Origin of the sequence: Streptomyces gossypii, assembly GCF_025165795.1 — a bacterium.
GTDB classification, from domain to species: domain Bacteria; phylum Actinomycetota; class Actinomycetes; order Streptomycetales; family Streptomycetaceae; genus Streptomyces; species Streptomyces gossypii.
Genome location: NZ_JAJAGO010000005.1, coordinates 328255 through 354589 on the forward strand (window position 1 = coordinate 328255; position 26335 = coordinate 354589).

18 protein-coding genes and 1 pseudogene are annotated in these 26335 nt (G+C 71.6%); 11 read left to right on the plus strand and 8 right to left on the minus strand.

From position 1 onward, the window contains the following. Window positions 1-35 precede the first annotated feature (35 nt). The 4 genes from LHJ74_RS12980 to LHJ74_RS12995 all read right to left on the minus strand — a co-directional run bounded on the left by LHJ74_RS12980 (window position 36) and on the right by LHJ74_RS12995 (window position 5404). Entirely contained in the window at window positions 36-1970 is a 1935-nt protein-coding gene (locus LHJ74_RS12980) for a RiPP maturation radical SAM C-methyltransferase (protein ID WP_260218122.1), read from the minus strand. A 115-nt stretch (window positions 1971-2085) separates the two neighbouring features. Then, window positions 2086-2211: a hypothetical protein gene (locus LHJ74_RS12985; protein ID WP_260218123.1), complete on the minus strand. Its 126-nt coding sequence runs from the start codon at window positions 2209-2211 to the stop codon at window positions 2086-2088. Next, window positions 2208-4115: an alpha/beta hydrolase family protein gene (locus LHJ74_RS12990; RefSeq protein ID WP_260218124.1), complete on the minus strand. Its 1908-nt coding sequence runs from the start codon at window positions 4113-4115 to the stop codon at window positions 2208-2210. Before LHJ74_RS12990 ends, LHJ74_RS12985 begins: the two co-directional genes overlap by 4 nt. After that, a complete protein-coding gene (locus LHJ74_RS12995) occupies window positions 4112-5404 on the minus strand; it encodes an MFS transporter (protein WP_260218125.1) in 1293 nt (430 codons plus the stop codon). Before LHJ74_RS12995 ends, LHJ74_RS12990 begins: the two co-directional genes overlap by 4 nt. A 471-nt stretch (window positions 5405-5875) precedes the next feature. Between LHJ74_RS12995 and LHJ74_RS13000 the strand changes: the two genes are divergently transcribed. Further along, a complete protein-coding gene (locus LHJ74_RS13000) occupies window positions 5876-6250 on the plus strand; it encodes a DUF2795 domain-containing protein (protein ID WP_260218126.1) in 375 nt (124 codons plus the stop codon). 98 nt (window positions 6251-6348) lie between these two features. On the opposite strand, the gene LHJ74_RS13005 is transcribed toward LHJ74_RS13000, so the two are convergent. Together LHJ74_RS13005 and LHJ74_RS13010 are read right to left on the minus strand one after the other, a co-directional pair. After that, on the minus strand, window positions 6349-7458 hold the full coding sequence (locus tag LHJ74_RS13005) for an NAD-dependent epimerase/dehydratase family protein (protein WP_260218127.1): 1110 nt from the start codon (window positions 7456-7458) through the stop codon (window positions 6349-6351). A 41-nt stretch (window positions 7459-7499) separates the two neighbouring features. Then, entirely contained in the window at window positions 7500-8684 is a 1185-nt protein-coding gene (locus tag LHJ74_RS13010) for a zinc-dependent alcohol dehydrogenase (protein ID WP_260218128.1), read from the minus strand. A 94-nt stretch (window positions 8685-8778) separates the two neighbouring features. On the opposite strand from LHJ74_RS13010, the gene LHJ74_RS13015 reads away from it, so the two are divergent. Beyond that, the gene (locus tag LHJ74_RS13015) at window positions 8779-9564 is read left to right on the plus strand and encodes an IclR family transcriptional regulator (protein WP_311203289.1); all 786 of its coding nucleotides are present in this window, start codon (window positions 8779-8781) and stop codon (window positions 9562-9564) included. Window positions 9565-9580: 16 nt separating this feature from the next. Here LHJ74_RS13015 and LHJ74_RS13020 read toward each other — a convergent pair whose 3' ends face one another. Next, on the minus strand, window positions 9581-10786 hold the full coding sequence (locus tag LHJ74_RS13020) for an NAD(P)/FAD-dependent oxidoreductase (protein WP_260218129.1): 1206 nt from the start codon (window positions 10784-10786) through the stop codon (window positions 9581-9583). After that, the gene (locus LHJ74_RS13025) at window positions 10786-11148 is read right to left on the minus strand and encodes a bifunctional 3-phenylpropionate/cinnamic acid dioxygenase ferredoxin subunit (protein WP_260218130.1); all 363 of its coding nucleotides are present in this window, start codon (window positions 11146-11148) and stop codon (window positions 10786-10788) included. Before LHJ74_RS13025 ends, LHJ74_RS13020 begins: the two co-directional genes overlap by 1 nt. A 206-nt stretch (window positions 11149-11354) precedes the next feature. Here LHJ74_RS13025 and LHJ74_RS13030 point away from each other — a divergent pair, with 206 nt between their 5' ends. From LHJ74_RS13030 to LHJ74_RS13085, 9 genes and pseudogenes are all read left to right on the plus strand, one after another. Next, entirely contained in the window at window positions 11355-12155 is an 801-nt protein-coding gene (locus LHJ74_RS13030) for an IclR family transcriptional regulator (RefSeq protein ID WP_260218131.1), read from the plus strand. Between the two features lie 181 nt (window positions 12156-12336). Then, on the plus strand, window positions 12337-13557 hold the full coding sequence (locus LHJ74_RS13035) for a sarcosine oxidase subunit beta family protein (protein WP_260218132.1): 1221 nt from the start codon (window positions 12337-12339) through the stop codon (window positions 13555-13557). Between the two features lie 57 nt (window positions 13558-13614). After that, window positions 13615-16763: pseudogene (locus LHJ74_RS34165) on the plus strand (sarcosine oxidase subunit delta family protein). Further along, window positions 16756-17484, plus strand: coding sequence for a sarcosine oxidase subunit gamma (locus LHJ74_RS13060; RefSeq protein WP_260218134.1), 729 nt, complete (start codon window positions 16756-16758; stop codon window positions 17482-17484). Before LHJ74_RS34165 ends, LHJ74_RS13060 begins: the two are co-directional and overlap by 8 nt. A gap of 3 nt (window positions 17485-17487) precedes the next feature. Next, a complete protein-coding gene (locus LHJ74_RS13065; RefSeq protein ID WP_260218135.1) occupies window positions 17488-18579 on the plus strand; it encodes an S-(hydroxymethyl)mycothiol dehydrogenase in 1092 nt (363 codons plus the stop codon). An 86-nt stretch (window positions 18580-18665) separates the two neighbouring features. Next, window positions 18666-19283 carry an MBL fold metallo-hydrolase gene (locus tag LHJ74_RS13070; RefSeq protein ID WP_260218241.1) on the plus strand — a complete coding sequence of 206 codons (618 nt, stop codon included), beginning with the start codon at window positions 18666-18668 and terminating at the stop codon, window positions 19281-19283. A 151-nt stretch (window positions 19284-19434) separates the two neighbouring features. Then, on the plus strand, window positions 19435-21903 hold the full coding sequence (locus tag LHJ74_RS13075) for a GcvT family protein (RefSeq protein ID WP_260218136.1): 2469 nt from the start codon (window positions 19435-19437) through the stop codon (window positions 21901-21903). A 35-nt stretch (window positions 21904-21938) separates the two neighbouring features. Next, window positions 21939-23147, plus strand: coding sequence for an aromatic ring-hydroxylating oxygenase subunit alpha (locus LHJ74_RS13080; protein ID WP_260218137.1), 1209 nt, complete (start codon window positions 21939-21941; stop codon window positions 23145-23147). A 730-nt stretch (window positions 23148-23877) separates the two neighbouring features. After that, window positions 23878-26199 (plus strand): rhamnogalacturonan lyase family protein, encoded by a 2322-nt coding sequence (locus LHJ74_RS13085; RefSeq protein ID WP_260218138.1) that lies wholly within the window; start codon window positions 23878-23880, stop codon window positions 26197-26199. The last annotated feature ends 136 nt before the right edge of the window (window positions 26200-26335 follow it).

Consider the following 26335-nt stretch of genomic DNA (forward strand, 5'->3'; position numbering starts at 1 on the left):
GGAAACGGGGTGCGGCGGGGGCCGGACTGGGCGAGTCAGGGGACGGGAGCGGCGAGCCGGACTCCGGGCTGCTCTTCGGACGGGGTCTCGGGTACGGGCGCCATGCTGCGCCTGAACTCCAGGCGCAGCAGGTCCTCGTTGACGGCCGCCGGTGCGAGGTGCACGTACTGGCCCGCGTCGGTGAAGACCACTCCCCACTCCGTCCAGCGCTTCAGCAGCTCCCGCACCGCCGCCTGGTCCACGACGGTTCCGAGCCGTGCGGTGATCTTCCGGGCGAGGGCCGCCGGGGTGTGCGGCTGGTCCAGCAGGCGGAAGGCCGCCAGTTCCGCCGGCCGGGTCAGTTCGCGGGTGCGCCAGTCGAATGCCCGGCGCCGGCTGACCAGGACGATCCGGTCCTCCAGGTCGGTGTGCGTGAGACGGCTGGACGCGTACGCCTCGTGCCAGGTCTTGATGCCCTCGTTGAGCCGCTTCGCCGTCTCCTCCCCGATCCCGCGGTCGGGGGCCTCGAACACGTAGGCGAGGTCGTAGAGTTCGGATTCCGGCAGGTCGTAGGTGAAGCGGTAGTGGACGTCCGGGCGCAGCCCGTCGTAGCCCAGTTCGGGGCGGTTGAAGTAGGGGCTGAAGCGCTCGATGGCGATGCGGGCGGAGAGGTCGACGGGCGGCGTGAGGTGCTCCAGCGCCGGCAGTTGCGCGATGACCGGGTCGTAGTCCTCGTCGCGTTCGTGCGGGAAGCCGTGCAGGTAGTTCCAGGAGACGGCCAGGCCGGTCTCGGCGCCGTCGCGCAGCATCCGTACGTTCTGGCAGCCGCTCACGCCCTTGTCCATCAGGTCCAGCACGCGGCTGTTGAGGCTCTCGATGCCCGGCTGGACGTAGATCATTCCGGCGTCGGCGAGGGTCTGGAGCTGGGAGCGGCGCATGTTCGCCTTGATCTCGACGTGCAGACGCAGGTCGTAGCCGCTCTCCGCGATGCGCGGCAGCACCGTCTTCACGTACCCCATGTCCAGGATGTTGTCGACGACGTACATGTCCAGCACCCGGTGCTTGCGAGCGAGTTCCATGATCTCGTCGTAGAACCGGTCAGGGGTCTTGCTGCGGAACTCCATGAAGGTGCCGTTGAGCCCGCAGAACGTGCAGTGGTGTTTCTCGCCCCACCAGCAGCCGCGGGCGCCCTCCACCACGAGCTTGGGCTCCACCCAGTGCCGGGCGGCCGAGGAGGCGAGCCGCTCGAAGTAGCCGGAGTAGTCGGGGGAGGTGATGGCGGCGGGCGGCAGCGGGGAGGTGGCCATCGGGTTGGCGACCGAGGCGCCCTCGCCGTCCCGCCAGCAGAGTCCGGGTATCGCACGGGGACTGCCCGAGCCCTCCAGCACGGAGAGCAGCCGTGGGAACGCGGACTCGCCCTCGCCGCGCACCACGTAGTCGACGAAGGGGAAGTTGCGGTGCGCCGCGTGCCCCTGCTCGGCGTCGCAGTTGGCGCCGCCCATGACGGTGGTGAGGTGCGGGGCGAGCCGTTTGACGTACTTGGCGGCCGCCAGCGCGGCGGTGTTCTGCTGGAAGGTCGAGCAGAAGCCCACCACGTCGGGCTCCCACGCCACGATCTCGCGGGCGATCCGCTGCACGAACTCCGGCGCGGTGCGGTGCAGTTCGTGACTCAGCCGCATCCGGGAGGCGGAGAGCTTGCCGCGCATCGCCGCGGTGAACTCCTCGGTGCGCCAGTCGGGGTCGTCGTAGAGCGCCGAGGAGAAGACCCAGTCGCCGCAGCCGAGGAAGTAGGAGGAGAGCGCGTAGTACTCGTAGTCGTCCCTGCCGAACTCGGTGCGCTCGGTGATCCAGTCCGTGTACTCGAGGTTGGCGTGGTAGACCTCCGCCGTGGTGTCCGGCCGGTTCTCGGTGGCGCTGCGCTTGAGAATGCCCAGGGCGAGCGAGGGCACGTCGATGGGGGACCAGGGCATGTTGACCAGCAGCACACGCATGGGCGGGCTCCTCGAACAGTCGCGGTCGGGCTGGGGCGGCCGGGCTGGGTCGGCCCGTGGGGACGGCGGGTACGGTCCCGGTCCGGCGCCGGAGCGGCCGGACCGGGACCGCGGATCAGATCTCCTCGGTCTCCTCCGCGTTGCGGATCGGAACCGTGATCGTGATGCTGATGCCCGGCTTGCGGTTCTCCTCGTCGTCCTCGAGCGGGTTGTTGTGAATGACGTCCTTCTGCATGGTCATCTCCTCCCCTCGGTGCTCTGACGGCCGGTGCCGGACACTTCCGGGTCACCGGCCTGACGGGCCCCGCTCCGCTCGGAGCGGGGAGCTTCGGGAGCCGCCGGGCGCGCCCGCGCGCCCAGGTGGCGGTGCAGGAACTCCAGGGCGCGGCGCAGCGTGGCCACGTGGTCGGCGCCCCGGTAGCCGTCGTGGCCGGACTCCAGCCATACGGACTCGTGCGGTACGCCCGCCTTCCGCAGCGCCGTCAGGTAGTCGGCGATCTGCTGCGGCGGGCACTTGGCGTCTTGGCTGGCGGCGACGACCAGCACGGGAGCGGTGACGCGGGCGGCGTAGGTGACCGGCGAACTTCGCGCGTAGCGTTCCGGTACGGCGTCCGGGGTGCCGCCGAACAGCCGCTCGTCCAGGGCCCGCAGGGCCGGCAGGCCGGTCCGGTGCGCGGCGGCGAAGTCGGCGATCGGCTTGACCGCGATGCCCGCCTGCCACAGCGCGGGCCGCACCCCTAGTGCCAGCAGGGCCAGCGCCCCGCCCCACGAGGTGCCCCAGAGTCCGACGCCGTCCTCCCGCGCGAGGCCGCGGCGCAGCAGGTCGGCGCGTACCGCCACCAGATCGTCCACCTGGGTGAGCCCGACGCCGCGGCTGAAGGCGGCTCGCCAGCGGGGCCCGTAGCCGGTGGAACCGCGGTAGTTGACCCGTGCGACGCCGAGGCCGGAGGCGACGAGGGAGTGCACGATGCCGTCGTAGGCGTCCCGGTCGTGGTCGGCGGGGCCGCCGTGCAGCAGGAACACCAGCGGTGCGGGCCGCGCGCCGGTGCGTTCCGGGAGGCTGAGCAGTGTGTGCACCGGGCCGTCCGGGCCCGGTGTCCAGAGGTCGCTGTGCACGCCGGGGACGCGGCCGGGCAGCGTGCCGAGCACCGGCGGCCCGGTACGGGCGGTGCCGGCGGGCGCCGTGGTACGCAGCCGGGGCGGGGTGGCGCTGTCCGTCCACAGATAGTGGATCTCACCGCCGGTGCGCGGGGCGGCGTCGGGAATGCTGCCCGGCGGCGTGGTGACGGCGCTCAGGGTGCGCCGGTCCAGGTCGGCGGTGTGCAGCAGGCTCCGGCCGTGGCGGTCCTGCCGGATCAGGACCCGGTGGGTGTCGGGGTACCAGGAGGCGTCGATCTCGGTGTCGAAGGCGCACCAGTCGTGCTCGCGCAGACCGTGCCGGACGTCCCAGGTGGCGAGGCGGTAACGGGCGCCGTGCTCGGTGACCAGGAGCAGTTCGGAGGGCGAGGCGGCGGGTGCGAAGCCCAGTGCCCAGATGCGCAGGCCGCCGCCGCCGAACTCCGCCACCGTCCCGCCGTCCCGCGTCAGCACCGTCACGGCGCGGTCGGCGGACGGCGGTCCGGCGACGGTCAGCAGCTCCCCGTCCGGCGAGAGTCCGGTCAGGCGCCGCGGGCCCGGGGCCCGGTGGACGATCCGCGCCGGGCCGCCGCGCCGCCCGAGCCAGACGGTGAGCCCGTCCGGACCGCCGATGCCGGCGGCCACCTGCCCGGCGGCGTTCATCGCCAGCCCGCGAGGAGTGCCGGCGGGTGCGGGCGGCAGCCCTGGGCTGTCCGGGCCGCCGCCGAAGTCCTGGATCCGCCAAACGCCGTGGCCGGCGAGGTCCTCGTCGAACCACCACACCACGCCGTCACGGTCGAGGGTGCCGTGCAGTGTGCCGTGCGGCCGGTCGGTCACCTGGCGGTCGCGGCCGGTCGCGGCGTCGTGGGCGAACACCTCGCAGCGACCGCCGGCGTCGGCGGTGAGAACCATCCGGGTGGGGTCGGTGGGGCAGACCTCCGGGATGACGGCGCGGTAGACGCGGTAGCCGCGTTCCGTCTCCGCTCCGCCGGGCTCCGGTTCCCTCGTTCCCGTCCCGCCGGTCGTCATGCGGTCTCCTTTCCCAGCACCCGGGGTGCGGCCGTCGTGGACCACAGGGCCAGCAGGGCCAGCACCGCGGCGCAGCTCAGCGCCGTACCTCCGGTGCCCGCGGACCCTTCGAGCGCACCTGCGGCGACGGGGCCCGCGGCGGCGGCGAGTCCGGTGGTGGTGGCGAGCACCGTGCCGGTGCGGGACTGGAGTTCCTGTGGAGTCACCTGGATCGCCCGGGACTGCAGGACGACGGCTGCTGCGGGCAGCAGCAGCGAGATCAGCCCGAACAGCAGGGCGGAGACCCAGACGCGGGTGGTGAGCGCGAGGCCGACGGCGGGTGCCACCAGCAGCCAGGAGACGGTGACCACCAGGCGGGGGCCGGGAAGTGCGCGGGCAAGGCGGGGCGCGAGGAGCGCACCGGCCAGTCCGGCGGCCCCGGCCACCGCGAGCACCGCCCCGATGGGGCCGCCGGCCGCGCCCGCGTCCCGCAGCGTGAAGAGCGTGCCGTAGGAGAGGGCGGCCAGCAGGACGCTCATCACCGTCGACCAGAGGAGCACGAAGCGGAGGAAGGGCTGCCGTCGGGCGAAGACGGCCCCGGCTCCCAGTTCCCGGAGGAAGCCGTGGCCGGCCGCGGCGAGTCCGCCGCGCGGGGCGGGCGAGGGCCGCTTTGATTCGCTGCTCGCTTCGCCGTCCCGGCGAGGGCGGAGGTCCGACCGCATGGCCGCCACGCAGAGCGCGGAGACCAGGTACGAGAGCGCGTCGGCGAGGAACGGCAGCCAGCGGCCGAGCTGGAAGAGTGCCCCGCCCAGCGCCGGTCCGACTACGAGTCCGGCCTGTTCCCCCGCCTGGAGACGCGAGACCGCCTGCGGATAGCGGTCCGGCGGCACGATGACGGCCACGGTTCCGGCCGAGGCTGCCTCCTGGCAGGAGGTCGCGGTGCGCTCCACGAGCACGGCGGCGAAGAGGTGCCACAGCGGTGGATCGCCGAGCAGCGTGCCGGCGGCGACCGAGGCCATGGCAGTGGCCGCGGTCAGCGCGGCGAGCACCATCACCGTTCTGCGGGCCCCGCGGTCGGCGAGGACGGCGGCGAACGGGCCGGCCAGGATGCCGCACCCGGCCGACACCCCGGCCACCGTGCCGACGACCGCCGGTGATTCACCGAGGGCGAGCAGCAGCAGCGGGAGGGCGAGGCCGGAGGTCTGGGTGCCGAGGGCGTCGGTGGTGCCGGCCCACCAGAAGCGGCGGAAGTCGCGGTCGGTGGCGTCGTCCGTCGTCCGCTTGCGGAAGCGGGCGGCTGCCGGGCTCATCAGGCAGTGGGAGAGCGCCGTGGTGTCAGGGGCGGTGGCGGCAGTACGGCTGGATCGGCTGAGTCGGTCAGGTCGGCTAAGAAGCTCTTGCCGTGGTGACGCGCCATGGGTCGTCCTCCGGTCCACGAGTCGGATCGTGCGAAGGTTCTGTGACTCACATGTGGGGGTCTTGAGAAATATCAGTGGTCGTCATCTTCGCGCAAGACATATGACACTGGGGCCTGTAGGCGCATCAGGCCGGAGCGCTGGTGGGAGCGGCCGGAGTGTGGCGTCGAACCGGTTCGACGACCCTTCTCCGGTGTCTTTCGGCGTACAGCTGCCACGCGGGTCGTCCATCGTTCGGCATTCCGAACGAGAAAGTCTCCCTGTCGGACCGTTCCCAGGGCGCGGGCGGCCTTCGTTTCGAAGCGGCAAGGGCGGCTACCCGCGTCCGTGTGTGCCCTGCACGGAGGATCGAGTCAGGAGGCCGCAGTGGAGCGAGAGAGCGACAAGCACAGCGCCCGGCAGGACGACGAACTCAAGCAGAGCCTGGAGGGCCGGCTCCGGTCCGCACACCCGACCCGCGCCCACGAGTGGAACGACGCCGAGCCGCCCGCGGACGACGATCCTCTGGCGGCGGAGGACCCGGTGCCGCCGCCGGGCGGCGAAGCCGACCCCGAGGCGCTTCGGATGGAGGTGACCCGGTACCTGACCCGCAGCGACTTCCCGGCCGGCCCGGAACACCTGGCCGAGCGGCTCCGGCGCGACCACGCACCGGACTCGCTGGTGGACGCGGTGGACCGGCTGCCCGCCGAGCGCACCGTCAGCGACATGCAGGCCCTGATCAACGAGCTGGCAGGAGGGTGAAGGCGTCCGAACCGCGCCACCAGCCGGCGTCCGAACCGCGCCACCAGCCGCCGCACGGGACCCCGGGACCGCGGGAGTGACAGCAGAAGCTCACCTCGTCACGGCTGGCCGCCCACGCCGGTCGCGATCTCCCCGAACCGGCCGCCGGGCACGCGAGGAGTCAGCGGAGGGGTGTCCAGTCCGGAGCCCTCCCTCATGCCGGCGAGCATCTCGGCAATCGCTTCGGGGCCCGTCAGGCTCGGCGTCCAGCCCAGTTCCTCCCCTCGCGCCCGGTCGGTGCTGAGCAGGGGCAGCCGTAGCAGGGCGTCGAAAAGGTACGGCGAGGCGGGGACGAGCCGGAGCCTCCAGGCGAGTGAGAGTGCGGAACGCACCGGTAGCAGCGGCACCCGGACCGTCCGGGCGCCCAGGAGACGGGCCAGGCTCTGGGCGTTCAGCGGTTGCTCACCGGCCAGGTTGAACGGCCCACGCGTCTTCCGGGTGACGGCCCGGACGAACGCGTCCGCCACGTCGTCCGCGTGGACGGCCTGGAAACGGAGCCCCGGAACATCCGGCACCACGGGCACCAGGCCGGGGCGGACCAGCCGGTGCGGAAGCAGCGGACCGGCGAACAGCCGCCGCTGCTCCATCGCCGAGCCCCTCTTGAAGACGAAACTGGGGCGCATCCGGGTCACGTGGATGCCGGGACACCTCTGCTCGAAGACGTCCAGCAGGCGTTCGACGTACGCCTTCTCCCGGCTGTAGGCCGCCGTCGGCCAGCCATGGGTGGGCCAGGACTCGTCCACCCACCCGCCTCGTGCGCCGTCCGGCCGGGGCGAGTATGCGGCGACCGAGGAAGCGCAGGCGAAAACGGGCACCTCGGCGGCGGCGACCGCCCGGAGCACCCGGTCGGTGCCCAGTACGTTGGTCCGCCACGTCACGCGGGAATCGTGGCTCGGCTGGATCAGCCAGGCCAGGTGAATGACGGCATCGGCATCCCGGAAGATTCCGGTCAGTTCCCGCTCGGCGTCCTCCTGGCCCACATCGACCCGGTGCCAGCGGGTCTTCGGCGGGTGCCAGTCCGGGGACCGCCGTGCCAGGCCGAGGACCGAGCTGATCCCGGGTGCGGCTGCAAGCGCGTTCACCACGCTCGTCCCGATGTTCCCGCTGGCGCCGGTCACCACCACCCGGATCTGCGGGGGGCGGGGCTCCTCACGCTGGGACTTCGGCATCGCTTCTCCCTCGGGTCGCGAGCGGTGCGGGGCACCGAGGCTCAGGGACGGAAGACGACCTTGACCGCCCCGTCCTCCTTCTGCTGGAACATCCGGTACGCCTCCGGAGCGTCCGACAGCGGGAGGTGGTGGGTGGCGAAGCCGTCGACGCCCAGTGGGTCCCCGTCGCCGGTCAGCAGCGGGAGAATGTGCGGAATCCAGTGCTTCACGTTGGCCTGTCCCATACGCAGCTGGATCTGCTTGTCGAACAGCTTCAGCATCGGCAGCGGATCGATCATCCCGCCGTAGACGCCGCTCAGCGAGACCGTGCCGCCACGGCGGACGATGTCGATGGCCGTCAGCAGAGCCGCGAGCCGGTCGACCCCGAGGGTGCCGGCCGTCTTCTCCGCCGCCTTGTCCGGCAGCAGCGTTACGGCGTCCTGCAACAGCTTGCCCGCCCTGCCGCCGTGCGCCTCCATGCCGACCGCATCGATCACGCTGTCCGCACCGCGGCCGTCCGTCAGTTCACGTACCGCCCCCGTCACGTCGTCCACTTCCTTGAGGTCCAGGGTGTGTACGCCGAAGGACCGGGCGCGTTCCAGCCGTTCGGGGACGAGGTCCACGCCGATCACCTTCCGCACCCCCTGGTGCAGCGCGATGCGGCAGGCCATGTCGCCGATGGGGCCGAGCCCCAGGACGGCCAGCGTTCCGCCCTCGGGTACCTCCGCGTAGGCCACCGCCTGCCAGGCGGTGGGCAGCACGTCGGAGAGGAAGAGGAAACGGTCGTCGGGCACGTCGGGGGGCACCTTGACAGGGCCGTAGTGCGCCTGGGGCACTCTGAGGTACTCCGCCTGGCCGCCGGGCACGGCACCGTAGATCCTGCTGAAGCCGAAGAGCGCGGCCCCCGCGTTCTGGCTCCTCACCTGGGTGGTCTCGCACTGGGTCTGCAGGCCGAGGTCACACATGTAACAGGAGCCGCACGCGATCTGGAAAGGTACGACGACCCGGTCGCCCACGGCCAGACCGGGTACCGCCGAGCCCACCTCCTCCACCCGCCCGAGCGGCTCGTGCCCAAGGATGTCGCCGGGCGTCATGAACGGGGCGAGTACCTCGTAAAGATGCAGATCAGAACCGCAGAGACCACTCGACGTCACCTTGATGACGGCGTCCGTGGACTTCTCCACTTCCGGATCGGGAACGTTGTCGATCCGGACGTCGCGCTTGCCATGCCACACAGCTGCCTTCATCTGTGCCGGGTACCAGATTCCGGGCGGGCTACACATACGGCCACCGCCGGACGCTGGCCTGGGGAAGGAGGCTGGGGCGCCGTATAGTCGCAGCATGAGCAACAGATCGCGCGATCCGTCCACCACCGCGACCGTGCAGGCGGTCGACCGGGCGGTCGACGTGCTCGAATTCCTGGCCGCCAGGCGGCGAGCGGGAGGCACGGAGATCGCCGCGGCGCTGGGTGTGCACAAATCGACGGCGTTCCGGTTGGTGAACGCGCTGGTGGCGCGGGGACTGGTGGAGCAGCGGACGCCGCGGGGCAAGTACTGCCTCGGCTTCGAACTGATCCGGCTGGGCGGCGCCAAGCGCTTCCAGCCGGACATGATCACGCTGGCGAACCCGGTCTGCGAGCGGCTCGCCGAAGAGGTCGGAGAGACGGTGAACATCGCCGTCTCCGAGGACGGCATGGCCGTGAACATCGCACAGGCGCGCGGACTGGCCGCGGTCATCACGCAGAACTGGCTGGGGCGCCGCACGCCCCTGCACGCGACGGCCAGCGGCAAGGTGCTGCTGGCGTTCACGCCCGCGCGGGAGCGTTCCGACCTGTTCGCGGCGGGGCTGGAGGAGTACACCTCCTCGACGGTGACGGACCTGGCGGCGCTGGAAGAGGAGCTGGCCCGGATCACCGCACAGGGCTACGGACTGGCCTCGGAGGAGCTGGAGTTGGGGCTGAACGCGGCGGCGGCGCCGGTACGTGCCGCCGACGGCACCGTGGTCTTCGCCGTGAGCGCGTCGGGGCCCTCGTACCGCCTCACCGCGGAACGGCTGCCGGACGTGGCGAAGTCGGTGATCGACACGGCGACGGAACTCTCCTGGCTGCTCGGTTACCTCCCCGAGTGAGTCCCACCGGAAGCGGTCATGTCGCCACCGCAGCCCACTGGGCCGCGAGTTGCCGGCGCCACCAGGTGAACTGCTTCGGCTGGTCCATCCCCAGGACGGCCGTCGGACGGCCGTCCCGCTCGTAGACCGCCAGGAAGCACCGGTCCTCCGGGTCGCCCGAATCGATCCGCACGCTGTCCCCGTCCCGGCGGGCGCCCGCGAACTGGATGCGCACGCCGTACTGTTCGGACCAGAAGTAGGGCAGCAGGCCGCGCACCGAACCGCCCCCCGCGGAGGCGGTCCCCGGCGCCGTGTCCGGCCCGGCGAGCAGAGTGCGTACGGCGGTCTCCGGCTGCCGTAGCGCGTCCGTCCAGTGCTCCGTCCGTACGTGCCGGGCCGCGTCCGGCCGGTAGGAGGCGGCGCAGTCGCCGACGGCCACGACGTGCGGGAGCCCGGTGGCACCCCGGGAGTCGGTCCGTACGCCGCCGCGCAGGTCCAGGCCGGAGCCCGCGAGCCACTCCGTGTTGGGCACCGAGCCCATGCCGACGAGGACGGCCGCGGCGGGGAGCACGGTCCCGTCCTCCAGCCGTACGCCCTCCACCCGTGCGCCGCCCAGCAGTTCGCGCACGGGCGAGCCGCACAGCACCGGGATCCCGTGATCGGCGTGCAACCCGGCGCAGGCCGCGCCCATCTCGGCGCCGAGCGGCCCGGCCAGCGGCACGGGCAGTGCCTCGACCACGGTGACCCCGACGCCGGCGGCGAGCGCCGCCGAGGCGACCTCGGAACCGATGAACCCGGCACCGACGATGACCAACGGCCCGCCCGCGCACAGCGATTCGCGGAGCGCGAGTGCGTCGTCCAGGGTGCGGAGCGTGTGCACACCGGACATTCCGCCGGCACCGGGCAGCGTTCTGGCCCGCGCGCCGGTCGCGATGACGACACCGTCGGCGCGCACCTCGCCGCCGTCGGAAAGCGTGATCCGGCGCCCGGCCGTGTCGAGGGCGGTCGCCGCGGTGGCCAGTCGCCAGTCGATGCCGAGGGACTGGTCGTCCTCGGTGGTCAGCGCCAAGTCCTCGGCGGACGTCCGGGACAGCAGGAAGTCCTTGGACAGCGGCGGACGGTCGTACGGCGCTTGCCGCTCGTCCCCGATCAGCGTGATCCCGCCGTCGTACCCCTGCGCGCGCAGCGCGCGCGCCGCCGTCAGCCCCGCCAGCGAGGCGCCGACGACCGCGACGGACCGCATCAGAACGCCTGGACGGGCACGGCGACGTGCACGCGCACGAAGCCGTCCTCGACGGTCACCCGGTGCGTGCGCACGGGCCGCTTGGCGGGCGGACCGTTGGGCATCCCGGTGCGCAGGTCGAAGCAGGCGGCGTGCAACGGGCACTCCACCGTGCAGCCTTCGAGCCAGCCGTCCGCCAGGGAGGCGTCCTGGTGGGTGCAGGTGTCGTCGATCGCGTACAACTCGCCGTCGGCGTTGAAGACTGCGACGGCCTGGGTGCCGTCGGCCGCGTCGATCCGGACGGACTCTCCGGGCGGCAGGTCCTCGATGCGGCATGCGACGAGGACGGTGCCTTCGCGGGTGAGGGTTTCACTGTGTTCCATGTCATTCCTCCGTACGCGGGCGGTGGCAGGCGCCTCCGCGGATACGACAAGGGGATGCAAGAGCGGTGGGGGAACACGGCGTTGGACGAGTCGCCACTCGTTTGTTCCGCATAGCGCAACCTGGTTGGCTATACGCAACAAACGATGCGGGCGCGGGGGAGCCGGTGTCAAGCGGCAGTTCGCGACACGCGGTATACCGTTCGCCCATGGGCAACGAGACGCAGAACGCCGTGACGTCCGGCGGGAACGGCGGGGCCTCGCCCGTGCAGTCGGTGGACCGGGCCGTCACCGTGCTGGACATCCTGGCCCGGCACGGCGAGGCCGGAGTCACCGAGATCGCCAAGGAGCTGGACGTACACAAGTCCACGGCCTTCCGGCTTGTCAGCGCCCTGGAGCAGCGCGGCCTCGTGGAGCAGACCGAGGACCGCGGCAAGTACCAGCTGGCGTACGGCATCGTGCGGCTCGCCGGAGCCGCCAGCGCCCAACTGGAGATCACGCGGGAGAGCAGCGCCGTGTGCCAGCGGCTGGCCGATGAGTCCGGGGAGGGCGTCAACATCGCCGTTCTGGACCGGGACGAGGCCATCAACGTCAGCCAGATCCGCGCTCTGCGCTCCGTCAGCGCCTACAACTGGGTCGGCCAGCGCACCCCGTTGCATGCAACCTCCAGCGGCAAGGTGCTGCTCGCCTTCGAACGGCCCGAGCGGGAACGCGAACTGATCTCCGGCAGGCTCGAGCGGTTCACCGAGCACACCGTCTGTGACGTCCGTGACCTGCAGGCCGAGCTCGAACAGGTGCGCCGCCGGGGGTGGAGCAGCACGACGGAGGAGCTGGAGCTCGGCCTCAACGCGATCGCGTGCCCGGTCCACGGTGCCGGGGGCGAGGTCGTCGCCGCGCTGAGCATCTCGGGTCCGTCGTACCGGCTGTCGACGGACGTCTTCCCGCAGCTCGCGCGCACGGTGGGCGAGGCGGCGGCGGAGGTCAGCGCCCGCATCGGCCGCCGCGCCTGAGCCACTCGCTGGATTTCCTTCCGTGGGGGGTTGACGACGCACGGCTATGAAGCTCCATACTCGTGCTCGCAGTTCGTTTCTCATGAAGCTCTGAGTTGCGCAATGCGAAACGATTTTCCGCGCCGCTCTCGCGCACCCTCTCTGCCTGGACCTGTCCCCGCGCTGACAGAAAGGTCCGTCCATGGCACTTGCGGAACCCCCCGGACATCCCGCCAGCCTCTGGCGCAACCCCGAACCGCGGCGCACGTACGACGTGGTGATCGTGGGAGCGGGCGGACACGGCCTGGCCACCGCCTACTACCTCGCCAAGAACCACGGGATCGAAGACGTCGCCGTCATCGAACGCGGCTGGCTGGCGGGCGGCAACATGGCCCGCAACACCGCGATCATCCGCTCCAACTACCTGTGGGACGAGAGCGCGGCCCTCTACGAACACGCCATGAAACTCTGGGAGGGCCTGTCCGAAGAGCTGGACTACGACGTCCTGTTCAGCCAGCGCGGTGTGCTCAACCTCGCCCACAGCCTGCAGGACGTGCGCGACGGAGTGCGGCGCGTCGAGGCCAACCGGCTGCAGGGCGTCGACGCCGAGTGGCTTACTCCGGAGCAGGTCAAGGAGTTCTGCCCGGTCGTCAACGTCTCACCAAAGGCGCGCTATCCGGTGCTCGGTGCCACGCTGCAGCGCCGGGCGGGCATCGCCAGACACGACCACGTTGCCTGGGCGTACGCCCGCGCCGCGGACGCGCTCGGCGTCGACCTCATCCAGAACTGCGAGGTCACGGGCATCACGGTGCGCGGAGACCGGGTGACGGGGGTGGAGACGGACCGCGGGCCGGTCACCGCGGGCCGGGTCGCGCTCGCCGTCGCCGGCCACTCCACGCTGCTGGCCGAAATGGCCGGGCTGCGGCTGCCCGTCCAGAGCCACCCGCTGCAGGCGCTAGTCTCCGAACTGCTCGAACCCGTGCTCCCGTGCGTCGTGATGTCCAACGCCGTGCACGTGTACGTCAGTCAGGCGCACAAGGGTGAACTGGTGCTGGGCGCGGGCGTGGACCAGTACAACTCGTACGGCCGGCGCGGTGGCTTCCACGTGATCCAGCAGCAGATGGCGGCCGCATTGGAGCTGTTCCCCGCGTTCGCACGGGCCCGGGTGCTGCGCACCTGGGGCGGCGTGGTGGACGTGTCACCCGACGCCTCACCGATCGTCGGCCGTACGCCGGTCGACGGCCTCTACCTCAACTGCGGGTGGGGGACGGGCGGTTTCAAGGCCACCCCCGGCGCGGGCTGGGTGTACGCGCACACCATCGCGCACGACCGGCCGCACCCGCTGAACGAGCCCTACTCGCTGGAGCGCTTCACCACGGGCGCACTGATCGACGAGCACGGCGCGGCGGCCGTCGCTCACTGATACCTCGGGCCCCGCGGCCGCGACACGGCACCCACGCGGACGAGCACTGGAGACACCATGCAACTGATTCCCTGCCCGTGGTGCGGTGACCGGGACGAAGTGGAGTTCCACTACGGCGGTCAGGCGCACCTCGTGCACCCGGCGGACCCGGACGCGCTGAGCGACGAGGAGTGGGCCGGCTATCTGTTCCTGCGGGACAACCCGGCGGGCTGGTTCGCCGAGCGCTGGAGCCACGCGGCGGGCTGCCGCCGCTGGTTCAACGTCCTCCGGCACACCGTCACCCACGAGGTGTACGGCGCCTACCTCCCCGGCGAGCCGGTCCCGGTGATCGCGTCATGAACTCCCACCGGCTCCGTACCGGCGGTCGCATCGACCGCGCCCACCCGCTCACGTTCACCTTCGACGGCACCGTCCACACCGGCTACCAGGGCGACACCCTCGCCTCCGCCCTGCTCGCGAACGGCGTCCGCACCTTCACCACGAGCCTCACGCACGGCCGCCCGCGCGGCATCTACGCCGCAGGCGTGGACGAGCCCAACGCCCTGGTGGGACTGCACCCGGACCCGCACGCGCCGGACGCCGCCGCACGGCCCGCCGAGCCGATGACACAGGCCACCGTGACCGAACTGTACGACGGCCTGCGCGCCACCTCCCTGCGCGGAAAGGGGCGGCTGGAGGCCGGCCGGCCGGGCGACCACGGGAGGCACGACGCCATGCACGCCCACTGCGACGTGCTCGTCGTCGGCGCCGGACCGGCCGGGCTCACCGCAGCCCGCACGGCCGCCTCGACCGGGGCGAGAGTCGTACTCCTCGACGAGCAGCCGGAGATGGGCGGCAGCCTCCTCGGCACCCGCGAACACATCGCGGACCGGCCCGCGCTCGAGTGGGTGCGGCACGCCCTCGCCGAACTCGCGGGCCGCGCCGAGACCACCCTGCTTACCCGCACCACCGCGGTGGGCTGCTACGACCACAACTACGTCGTTGCCGCCGAACGGCGCCTGCCCGCGGCCGGCGGGGGCGGGCGTCTGTGGCAGATCAGGGCACGCCGCATCGTGTTCGCGACCGGCGCCCACGAACGGCCGCTGCTGTTCGCCGACAACGACCGGCCGGGCGTCATGCTGGCCGGCGCGGCCCGCACCTACGCCAACCGCTACGGGACGCTCCCCGGCCGCCGCGCCGTCGTCGCCGCGAACAACGACAGCGCGTACGCCGCCGCACTCGAACTCGCCGACGCCGGCCTGGAGATCGCCCGCATCGTCGACGCACGCGACCACGTGCCGCCGTACTGGGCGGCGCGCTGCGCGGACCGGCACATCGACGTGTCCGCCGGGCACGTGGTGGTCGGCAGCCGGGGCGGCGACGGTACGGTCACGGCCGCACTGCTGGCGGCACGCGAGGGGGACGGCACCGCATCCTCGGCAGCCGACTGCGACCTGCTGCTGGTCAGCGGCGGCTGGAACCCGGCGGTGCAACTGCACACGCAGTCGGGCGGCCGCACGCGCTACGACGAGCGGCTGTGCTGCCACGTCCCCCACGAGCCGGATCCGCGCCGCCGGGTGGCGGGCGCCGCGCGGGGCCTGGCACGGCTCGGCGACTGCCTCGCCGACGGCGCCGCCGCCGGCGCGGACGCCGCATCCGACCTGGGCCTGAGCGCCGGGCAGACGCCACAGCCACCGGGCGCCTGGGAACCCGCACCGCTGCCTCCGCTGTGGCCGCTGCCCGCGTGCCCGGCGGCGGGCGATCCGGCCGCCCAGTACGTCGACATGCAGCGGGACGCCACCCTCGCGGACATCGAACGGGCCGTCGGCGGCGGCATGCGCTCCGTCGAACACGTCAAGCGCTACACCACGATCGGCACCGCGCACGACCAGGGCCGTACCTCGGGCGTCACCGCCGCGGCGGCCACGGCCGGCGTACTGGGCGTGCCGGTGGCGGAGCTGGGCACGACCACCAACCGGCCGCCGTACACGCCCGTGCCGTTCGCGCTGCTGGCGGGCCGTGCACGGGGGCGGCTGCACGACCCGGTCCGCACCACGCCGCTGCACGCCTGGCACCTCGCGCGGGGCGCCGTCTTCGAGAACGTCGGGCAGTGGAAGCGACCCCGCTACTACCCGCGTCCCGGCGAGGACATGGCGACCGCGGTGGACCGCGAGTGCCGGGCCGCCCGCGAGGGTGTCGCTGCCATGGACGTCTCCACCCTCGGCAAGATCGACATCCAGGGGCCGGACGCCGCCGAGTTCCTGAACCGCGTCTACACAGGAGGCTTCGCCAAACTCCGCGTCGGCTCCTGCCGTTACGGCGTCATGTGCACCGCCGACGGCATGGTCTTCGACGACGGCGTGACCATGCGACTGGCCGAGGACCGCTTCCAGATGAGCACCACCACGGGCAACGCCGCGGCGGTACTCGACTGGCTGGAGGAGTGGCTCCAGACGGAGTGGCCCCAGCTTCGCGTGTTCTGCACCTCCGTGACGGAGCAGTGGGCCGGCGTCGCCGTCGTCGGCCCCCGGGCCCGTGCCGTACTCGCCCGGCTTGCCCCGCAACTGCCGCTGGAAAACGGCGACTTTCCCTTCATGGCCTGGCGGGACGCCGAGGTCGCCGGGCTGCCCGCGCGGGTAGCGCGGATCAGCTTCTCCGGCGAACTGGCCTTCGAGGTCTACGTCTCCGGCTGGGACGGGGCGGCCCTGTGGGAGGCGGTCCTGGAGACCGGAGCGGTGGAGGGCATCACGCCCTACGGCACCGAGACGATGCACGTGCTGCGGGCGGAGAAAGGCTATGTGATCGTCGGCCAGGACACCGACGGCAGCGTGACGCCGCAGGACTTGGGCATGGACTGGGCGGTCTCCACGCGCAAGGACTTCATCGGCAGACGGTCCCACCGTCGCCCGGACACCTCGCGGCCGGACCGCAAACACCTCGTCGGACTGCTGCCGTGGGACACGGGTGAACTTCTCCCCGAAGGCAGCCACCTCGTCTGCGCCGGTTCCGGGGAGCCGGAGGCCCGGACACCGGTGCCGTCGCTCGGCCACGTCACCTCCAGCTACCGCAGCGCCGCGCTGGGCCGCACCTTCGCGCTCGCCCTCGTACGGGGCGGACGGGACCGCATCGGCGGCACGGTGCACGTGGCGCTCGGCGACCGGACAGTGGCCGCCCAGGTCACCGAGCCGGTCTTCTACGACAGGGAAGGGAGCCGCAGGGATGGCTGACACGGTCGCGACACTCCCCGGAGCACTCACCCGCGCAGCACCGCCGCCGGAGCCTCCGGCGGCAGGGCCGCACGGGCGGCACTCCCCACTCCAGCACCGGGCGGACGAGCTGGCGCGGGCCGGACGGCCCGGACGGTCGGGGGTGGAGCTGCGGGAAGTTCCGTTCCTCACCCAGTTCAACCTCCGCCGCCGGCAGCGGTCCGGGCACAACGCGGCGGCGACTCTCGGCTTCACACCGCCGCTGGCACTGCCCCGCACACCCGGTACCGTGCGCCGCTCCGGCGACCGGATGGCCGTCTGGCTGGGCCCGGACGAGTGGCTGATCGTCACCCCGCCCGGCACGGCAGCCGAGACCGGGAACACGCTGCGCGCGGTCGCTGAGGCGTCGGCCGGTCCGGACGGCGAGGCGGACACCGTGTACACCGCGTACACCGAGGTGTCCGCGCACAGCACCACGCTGCGGATCAGCGGCGCCCGCGCACGGGACGTGCTGCGCAAGGTCTGCCCGATCGACCTGCATCCGCGGGCTTTCGGCGGCGACGCGTGCGCGCAGACGCTGCTGGCGCGCGGCGCCCGGGTGCTGCTCGTGGCGGATCGCGAGCCGGACGGTTTCCTGCTCTTCGTACGTGCCTCCTTCGCCGACTACGTCACCGACTGGCTCCTCGACTCGATGGCCGAATACGCGGCCGGGGACAGCCCGTTCAAGAACGAGGAAAGGTAACTCATGGTGCAGCATGTTCGCGGGCTCGTGGCTCCTGGCCGGGATGAGCCGGTGCGAATGGAGACGGTGGTCGTGCCGGACCCGGGGCCCGGGGAGGCCGTGGTGGCGGTCCAGGCGTGCGGGGTGTGCCATACCGACCTGCATTACAAGCAGGGCGCGATCAACGACGAGTTCCCGTTCCTGCTGGGGCACGAGGCCGCGGGGGTGGTCGAAGCGGTGGGCGAGGGAGTCACCGAGGTGGCCGCCGACGACTTCGTGATCCTCAACTGGCGTGCGGTGTGCGGCCGGTGCCGAGCCTGTGCGCGTGGCCGGCCCTGGTACTGCTTCGACACCCACAACGCCGCCCAACCGATGACGCTGACCGACGGCACGGTCCTGTCGCCCGCCTTGGGCGTCGGGGCGTTCGTGGAGAAGACGCTGGTGGCCGCAGGACAGTGCACGAAGGTGGACCCGGCGGCGGCACCCGCGGCGGCGGGCCTGCTGGGCTGCGGCGTGATGGCCGGTCTCGGGGCGGCGCTCAACACCGGACAGGTCGGGCGCGGCGACTCGGTGGCGGTGATCGGCTGCGGCGGGGTCGGGGACGCCGCGATCGCCGGGGCCCGGCTGGCGGGCGCGGCGCGGATCATCGCCGTGGACATCGATCCGCGGAAGCTGACGACCGCCCGCGCCATGGGAGCCACGCACACCGTCGACTCCAGCGCACAGGACCCGGTGGCGGCCGTGCGGGAACTGACCGGTGGGTTCGGCGCGGATGTGGTGATCGAGGCGGTGGGCCGCCCCGAAACGTATGAACAGGCTTTCTACTCACGGGATCTGGCCGGGACGGTGGTCCTGGTCGGGGTGCCCACGCCGGAGATGACCCTGCGATTGCCGCTGCTGGACGTGTTCGGACGAGGCGGGGCGCTGAAGTCGTCCTGGTACGGGGACTGCCTGCCGTCCCGGGATTTTCCGATGCTGATCGATCTGTACCGGCAGGGGCGGCTGGATCTGGACGCGTTCGTGTCCGAGACCATCGCCCTGGGCGACGGGGAGTTGGAGAAGGCGTTCGGCCGGATGGAAGCGGGCGAGGTCCTGCGTTCGGTGGTGGTCCTGTGACTCTCCCGCGCTCCACCGGAAGCCCGCGCTCCACCGGAAGCCCGCGTTCCACCGGCAGTGCACGTTCCACCGGAGGCGGGGCGCGGATCGAGTGCCTGGTGACCTCCGGCACCTTCGAACTGGACGGCGGCAGCTGGGCAGTCGACAACAACGTGTGGCTCGTGGGCGATGACCACGAGGCCGTGGTCATCGACCCCGCCCACGACGTGCAGGCGATCACCACCGCCCTGGGCGGCCGCACCCTCCGGGCCATCCTCTGCACACACGCACACAACGACCACATCAACGCCGCGCCCGCCCTGTCCGCCGCCACCGGAGCCCCGGTCCACCTGCACCCGGCGGACGAGGTGCTGTGGAAACTCACCCACCCGGCGTTCCCGCCGGGCCGCCATCTGTCGGACGGTGCCGAACTCACCGTCGCAGGAGTCAGATTGAGGGTGATCCACACACCCGGGCACGCGCCCGGCGCCGTCTGCCTGTACGTCGCGGAGCTGGGCACCGTCTTCACCGGGGACACGCTCTTCAACGGAGGGCCGGGTGCCACCGGCCGCTCGTACAGCGACTTCGACACCCTCATCACCTCCATCCGCGACCGGCTGCTGACGCTGCCGGGCCGTACGGCGGTGCTCCCCGGCCACGGAGCGAGCACCCTCATCGAGGCGGAGGCGAAAACCCTCGACGAACTGTTCGCCGGGCCCCGCTGACCGCTGCCCGGCTGACCGCTGACCCGCCGATCCCGTTCACCCGCTGACCCCACCCGGGCGCCCCGGCGCCCGGCTCACCGGGGCTCCCGTCTGCCCGCAGCCCGTTGCGCATCGCGAAGTCCACGGCACATTCCGAAACAGGAGGTCGAGCATGGCGGCACAACCCCGCATCGTCATCATCGGAGCTGGCATCGTCGGCTGCGGGCTCGCCGACGAGATCACCGAACGCGGACTCACCGATGTCACCGTGCTCGACCAGGGCCCGCTGTTCGCGACCGGAGGCTCCAGCTCGCACGCACCCGGACTCGTCTTCCAGACCAACCCGTCGAAGACGATGACCGAGTTCGCGCAGTACACCGTCCGCAAGTTCGCCGGCCTGTCCCTGGACGGCGCCTGGTGCCTGCGGCAGCTCGGTTCGCTGGAGGTCGCCGGTTCCCCCGAACGCTGGGCCGACCTCAAGCGCAAGCACGGCTGGGCGACGGCCCGGGGCACCGAGGGGCGGCTGCTCGCACCCGAGGAGTGCGCGCAGCTGCACCCGCTGCTGGACGAAGAGCGGGTGTACGGCGGCCTGCACGTGCCGAGCGACGGGCTGGCCAAGGCCGTACGCGCGGGCGAGGCGCAGGCGCGCCGGGCGATCGCCCGCGGGGCGCACTTCCTGGCCCGTCAGGAGGTGACCGGGATCGAGCAGGAGCACGGCCGTGTCACCGCCGTGCGCACCGCCGACGCCCGCTTCCCCGCCGACATCGTGGTCTCGGCCGCCGGCTTCTGGGGGCCGAAGATCGGCCGGATGGTGGGCATGACCGTGCCGCTGGTCCCGCTGGCGCACCAGTACGCCACGACCGGCCCGCTCGGCGTACTGCGCGGTGTCAACGACGAACGGAGCGAGGCCGGGATGCCGATCCTGCGGCACCAGGACCACGACCTGTACTTCCGTGAGCACGGCGACCGCATCGGCATCGGCTACTACGGCCACCGGCCGATGCCCGTCGCCGCGGAGGACGTGCTCGCCCCCGGCGAGGCGCCGCACATGCCGTCGATGCAACCCTTCACCCCGGAGGACTTCGCCCCCGCCTGGCGGGAGAGCGTACGGCTGCTGCCCGGTCTCGCGGAGACCGACGTGCGGGAGGGCATGAACGGGCTGTTCTCCTTCACCCCCGACGGCATGCCGCTGCTGGGCGAACACCCCGGCCTGGCCGGCTTCTGGCTGGCCGAGGCGGTCTGGGTGACCCACTCCGCGGGCGTCGCCCGCGCCCTGGCCGAGTGGCTGGCCGACGGCACGCCCGGCACCGATGTGCACGAGTGCGACCTGAACCGCTTCGAGGACGTGCAACTGGCGCCCGACTACGTCCGCGAGCGCGGCTGCCAGAGCTTCACCGAGATCTACGACATCATCCACCCCCTCCAGCCGATGGAACGGCCCCGGCCGCTGCGCGTCAGCCCGTTCCACGGCCGCCAGCGGGAGCTGGGCGCGTACTTCCTGGAGGCGTCCGGCTGGGAACGCCCCCACTGGTACGAGGCCAACGCCGCCCTGCTCGACTCGCCCCTGTGCGACGGCCTCCGGATCCCCGAGCGGGACGAGTGGTCCGCCCGGCACTGGTCGCCGATCGCCGCGGCCGAGGCGAAGGCGACGCGGGAGCGCGTCGCGCTCTACGACATGACCGCGCTCAAGCGGATCGAGGTGACCGGTCCCGGCGCGCTGGCCTTCCTCCAGTACCTGACCACCAACAACCTGGCCAAGAAGCCCGGATCCGTCACGTACACCCTGCTGCTCGACGAGTCCGGCGGCATCCGCAGCGACCTGACCGTGGCACGCATCTCGCGGGACCGGTTCCAGATCGGCGCCAACGGCAACCTCGACCTGGAGTGGCTCCGCCGCAGGCTGCCCGCCGACGGCACGGTGCAGATCCGCGACGCGACCCCCGGCACCTGCTGCATCGGGGTGTGGGGGCCGCTGGCGCGTGCGCTGGTGCAGCCGCTGACCCGCGACGACTTCGGACACAAGGCGTTCGGCTACTTCCGCAACCGGCAGACGTATCTCGGCAGCGTCCCGGTCACCGCGATGCGTCTGAGCTACGTCGGCGAGCTGGGCTGGGAGCTGTACACGACGGCCGACACCGGGCTGAAGCTGTGGGACACCCTGTGGGAGGCGGGCCAGGAGCACGGGGTGGTCGCGGGCGGCCGCAGCGCCTTCAACAGCCTGCGGCTGGAAAAGGGCTACCGGGCCTGGGGCACCGACATGACCGCCGAACACGACCCCTATGAGGCGGGTGTCGGCTTCGCCGTCCGCAGCGGCAAGGAGGGCGGCTTCGTCGGCCGAGCCGCACTGGAGGGCCGCAGCGAGCAGACCGTACGCCGCCGGCTCACCTGCCTCACCGTCGACGACCCGGCCCGTACGGTGCTGGGCAGCGAGCCGGTGTACGTGGACGGGATGCCCGCGGGGTACGTGACCAGCGCCGCGTTCGGCTACACGATCGGCACCACCGTCGCGTACGCCTGGCTTCCCGCCGCGGCGGCGGTACCCGGAACCCCGGTGATCATCGAGTACTTCGGCGAGAAGGTCCCCGCCACGGTGGCGGCGGAGCCGCTCTTCGACCCGGCGATGGACCGCATCCGCCGCTGAACAGCCATCCCGTTCACCCGACAACGAGGTGCGACATGACCACCACCGGCTTCCCCGGCCTCTCCGGCAGCACCACCGGCAGCACCGGCTCCACGGCGACGGGCACCACCACCGGCGCGCGCATCCTGCCGGACAGCCTGCTGCCGACCCTGCCCGGCCACCACTACACCGACCCCGCGATCTTCGCGCGCGAACAGCGGCACCTCTTCGAGCAGATGTGGTTCTGCGCCGTACGTGCCGCCGACCTCGGCCGCCCCGGTGCCTTCCGCACGGTGCCGGTGGGCGGCGAGAGCGTCCTCGTCACCCGGTCCCGCGAGGGCGCCGTGCGCGCCTTTCTCAACATCTGCCGCCACCGCGGCGCCAAACTGTGCACCGAGCCCCAGGGCGAGGTCCGGCGCGGCTTCCAATGCCCCTACCACGCCTGGACGTACGACCTGGACGGCAAGCTGACCGCCGCCCCCAACCTGACGAGCATGCCGGACCTCGACCGCACCGAACACGGCCTGGTCCGGGTGCACGTACGCGAATGGCTCGGCTACGTCTGGGTCTGCCTCGCCGAAGAACCGCCCTCCTTCGAGGACGACGTGATCGGGTCCGTCACCGAACGGCTCGGCGACACCGGCGCCGTGGAGCGCTACGCCATCCACACGCTGGAGCTGGGCCGCCGCGTCAGCTACGACGTACGGGCCAACTGGAAGCTCATCATCGAGAACTTCATGGAGTGCTACCACTGCGCCACCATCCATCCCGAACTGACCGAAGTGCTACCCGAGTTCGCCGACGGCTTCGCCGCGCAGTACTACGTGGGCCACGGCGCGGAGTTCGGGCAGGACGTCAGCGGATTCACCGTGGACGGCGGTCACGGACTCGAACCGATCCCCGGCATCGGCGCGGACCAGGACCGCCGCTACTACGCGATCACCATCCGGCCGCAGGTCTTCCTGAACCTCGTGCCCGACCATGTCATCGTGCACCGCCTGTATCCCACCGCGGCCGACCGTACGCGCGTCGAGTGCGACTGGCTCTACCTCCCGCAGGTCATCGAGGAGGAACGGGACCTTTCCCGCTCCGTCGAGCTGTTCCATCGCGTGAACGAACAGGACTTCGCCGCCTGCGAGCGATGCCACCTGATGATGGGCTCACGCGCCTACCGCCACGGCGGCGTCCTCGTCCCCAGCGAACACCACATCGCGGAGTTCCACGCCTGGGTCCGGGAGCGCTGCGGCACGGACGAGCCGGGTTAAGGGCTGTCCCGTAGTCCCTGGTGGATCAGCGCGCGGCGTCAGATGCGGTGCTTCGCCAGGCGGAGGGGCGTCCTCATACTGGGCGTATCCCGGGCGTTCCGGCAACGCAGCGAGGTGCCGCAGCTGACGCCGCGCGCCCGCCAGGGATCACGGGACAGCCCTTAGCACACGGCAGCCCGGGCGAAAGCGCAGGGGCGGGCCATCCACGAACCCGCCGAGGCTGCCGAGATCGCCCGGCGCGTCGTCCGGCCCGGGGGCGTGAGCGGTTCCATCGTGACGCGTGCGGCTCGTCGTCGCGACGCCGGAGAAGCCGTCGAGATTTTTCCGGTTCTGTTGATAATTGAGGGACGATACTAAGACGCCCGACATGCGGCAAGCCGTCGGATCCGCCAACTTCCCGGGGCCTCGCGCTTGGCAGTGCACAGCGCTGACGAGCCAACTAGCGCCCTTACCTCTCAGGTTGAGATCAGTCGACGCGCTGGCGTGAATCGGTCGCATGCAGGGATGGCCAACCGTGACCCTGCGTCGGGAACCCACTTGATCCAACAGATTGTCACATTCAGTCCGTGCACAGGTCTTGCCGCTCCCGGCGGTCGCCTCTAGCTTCACTGGGAGCGCTCCCACCCATGCGAGAACAAGACCCGCCTCTCGTGCGCGATGTAGATGAATCGTTTCATTCGTTTGCCGGGGAGCACGCAAGCCCTTACCCGCCCACCTGAAGGAGCCGCACATGTCCGTCCGAAGTCTGCGAAGAACGCGCGGGCCGGTCACGTTACTGCTGGCGGTGTTACTGGCCGCCGTCTCACTGGGCGCCCCGCCCGCGTTCAGCGCGAGCGCGGCCGTGATCGACACGTCCGCCTACTACCAACTGGTCTCACGCCACAGTGGCAAGGCCATCGACATCTCCGAAAGGTCCACCGCCGACGGCGCCGAGGTCGTCCAGTGGACCCCTGGAACCGCCGCCAACCAGCAGTTCCAGTTCGTCGATTCGGGCAACGGGTACTACCGGATCATGGCCCGGCACAGTGGCAAGGTGCTCGACGTCGAGGGGTGGTCCACGGCCAACGGCGCGAACGTCATGCAGTGGACGGACAACAATGCCGTCAATCAGCAGTTCAGCGTGGTCGACATCGACAGCCAGTATGTGCAGCTGATCAACCGCAACAGCGGCAAGGCTCTGGACGTCTGGGAGCAGTCGGCGGAGGACGGCGCCCGGATCTCGCAGTACGACGACGTCGACGGCTTCAATCAGCAGTGGCGGCTGGTCAAGGTCGACGGCGGCACCGACCCGGATCCCGATCCGCCGGTCGGTGAGGCCCGGCAGATGGAGGACCTGAACCGGGGCCTGGTATCGGTGCGTTCAGGCTCGGGCAATCTGGTGTCCTGGCGGCTGCTGGGCACCGAGAGCTACGACACGGCGTTCAACGTATACCGCAACGGCGCGAAGGTGAACGGCTCGCCGGTCACCGACTCCACCAACTACCGTGACAACGACGCACCTTCGGATGCCTCGTACACCGTGCGCGCGGTGGTGGACGGCACGGAGCAGCCGGCTTCGGAGTCCTCGCTGCGCTTCACCGGCGGCAACTACCTGGATGTGCCGCTGTCTTCGCCCGGCTCGGGTTACACGCCCGTGGAGGCCAGCCCGGGTGACGTGGACGGCGACGGGCAGTACGAGCTGATCGTCAAGTGGGACCCTGCCAACGCGAAGGACAACTCGCAGGACGGCGTCACCGGAAACGTCTACATCGACGCCTACCGGCTCAACGGCCAGCGGCTGTGGCGTATCGACCTGGGCCGCAACATCCGGGCCGGGGCGCACTACACGCAGTTCCAGGTGTACGACTACGATGGCGACGGCCGCGCCGAGGTGGCCATGAAGACGGCGGACGCCACGCGCGACGGCCAGGGCACGGTCATCGGCAGCGCAGGCGCCGACCACCGCAACTCCGGCGGCTACATCCTGGCCGGACCCGAGTACCTGACCATGTTCAACGGTCTGACCGGCGCAGCGATGTCCACCGTCAACTACGATCCGCCGCGCGGCAACGTCTCCTCCTGGGGCGACAACTACGGCAATCGCGTGGACCGCTTCCTGGCCGGCACCGCCTACCTCGACGGCCAGCGGCCCTCCCTGATCATGGCCCGCGGCTACTACACCCGCGCCGTCATCGCGGCCTGGGACTTCCGCAACGGGCAGCTTGTCAAGCGCTGGAAGTTCGACTCCAACTCCTCCGGCAACGGCGCCGCGTACGGTCAGGGCAACCACCAGCTGTCCATCGCCGACGTCGACACCGACGGCCGCCAGGAAATCGTCTACGGCTCCGCGACCATCGACGACAACGGCCGCCTGATGTACTCCACGGGCTTCGGCCACGGCGACGCCCTGCACGTCGGCGACTTCGTGCCCAACCGCGCCGGCCTGGAGGTCTTCTCCATCCACGAGTCGAGCAACCAGCCCGGCTCCGACCTGCACGACGCCCGCACCGGGCAGGTCATCCACCGCACCCCCACCAGTGGCTCCAACGAGGGACCGGGCCGCGGCGTGGCCAGTGACATCTACGCCGGCAACGCGGGCGCCGAGTTCTGGGGCTCCGGACCGAACATGAGCAACCTGCGCAACTCCTCCGGCGGCAACGTCGGCCGCAACCCGTCCTCGGCGAACTTCCTCGCCTGGTGGGACGCCGACCCGGTGCGCGAACTCCTGAACGGCACCCAGGTCGACAAGTACGGCACCGGCGGCGACTCCCGGCTGCTCACCGGCAGCGGCGTCGCCTCCAGCAACGGCACCAAGTCCACCCCGGTGCTCTCGGGCGACCTTTTCGGCGACTGGCGCGAGGAGGTCATCTGGCGCCACTCCGGCAACAACGCCCTGCGCATCTACGCCACGTCCACCCCCACGACCACCAAACTGCACACCCTGGCCCACGATGCCCAGTACCGCGTCGCCCTGGCCTGGCAGAACACCTCCTACAACCAGCCGCCCCACCCCAGCTACTTCCTCGGCTCCGGCATGACCCGCCCGCCGCAGCCCAACATCTACGTGCGCTGACGGCACCCCGCCGGCACCCGGGAAGGAACAACACCTCCAGGCCGGCCGGGACAGCCCCGGCCGGCCGACAGGCCCCGGACCGACGACGAACGTGAAGGTGGTGGTCCCGGCCGCCGAAGACCTGGACGCCGGCTCC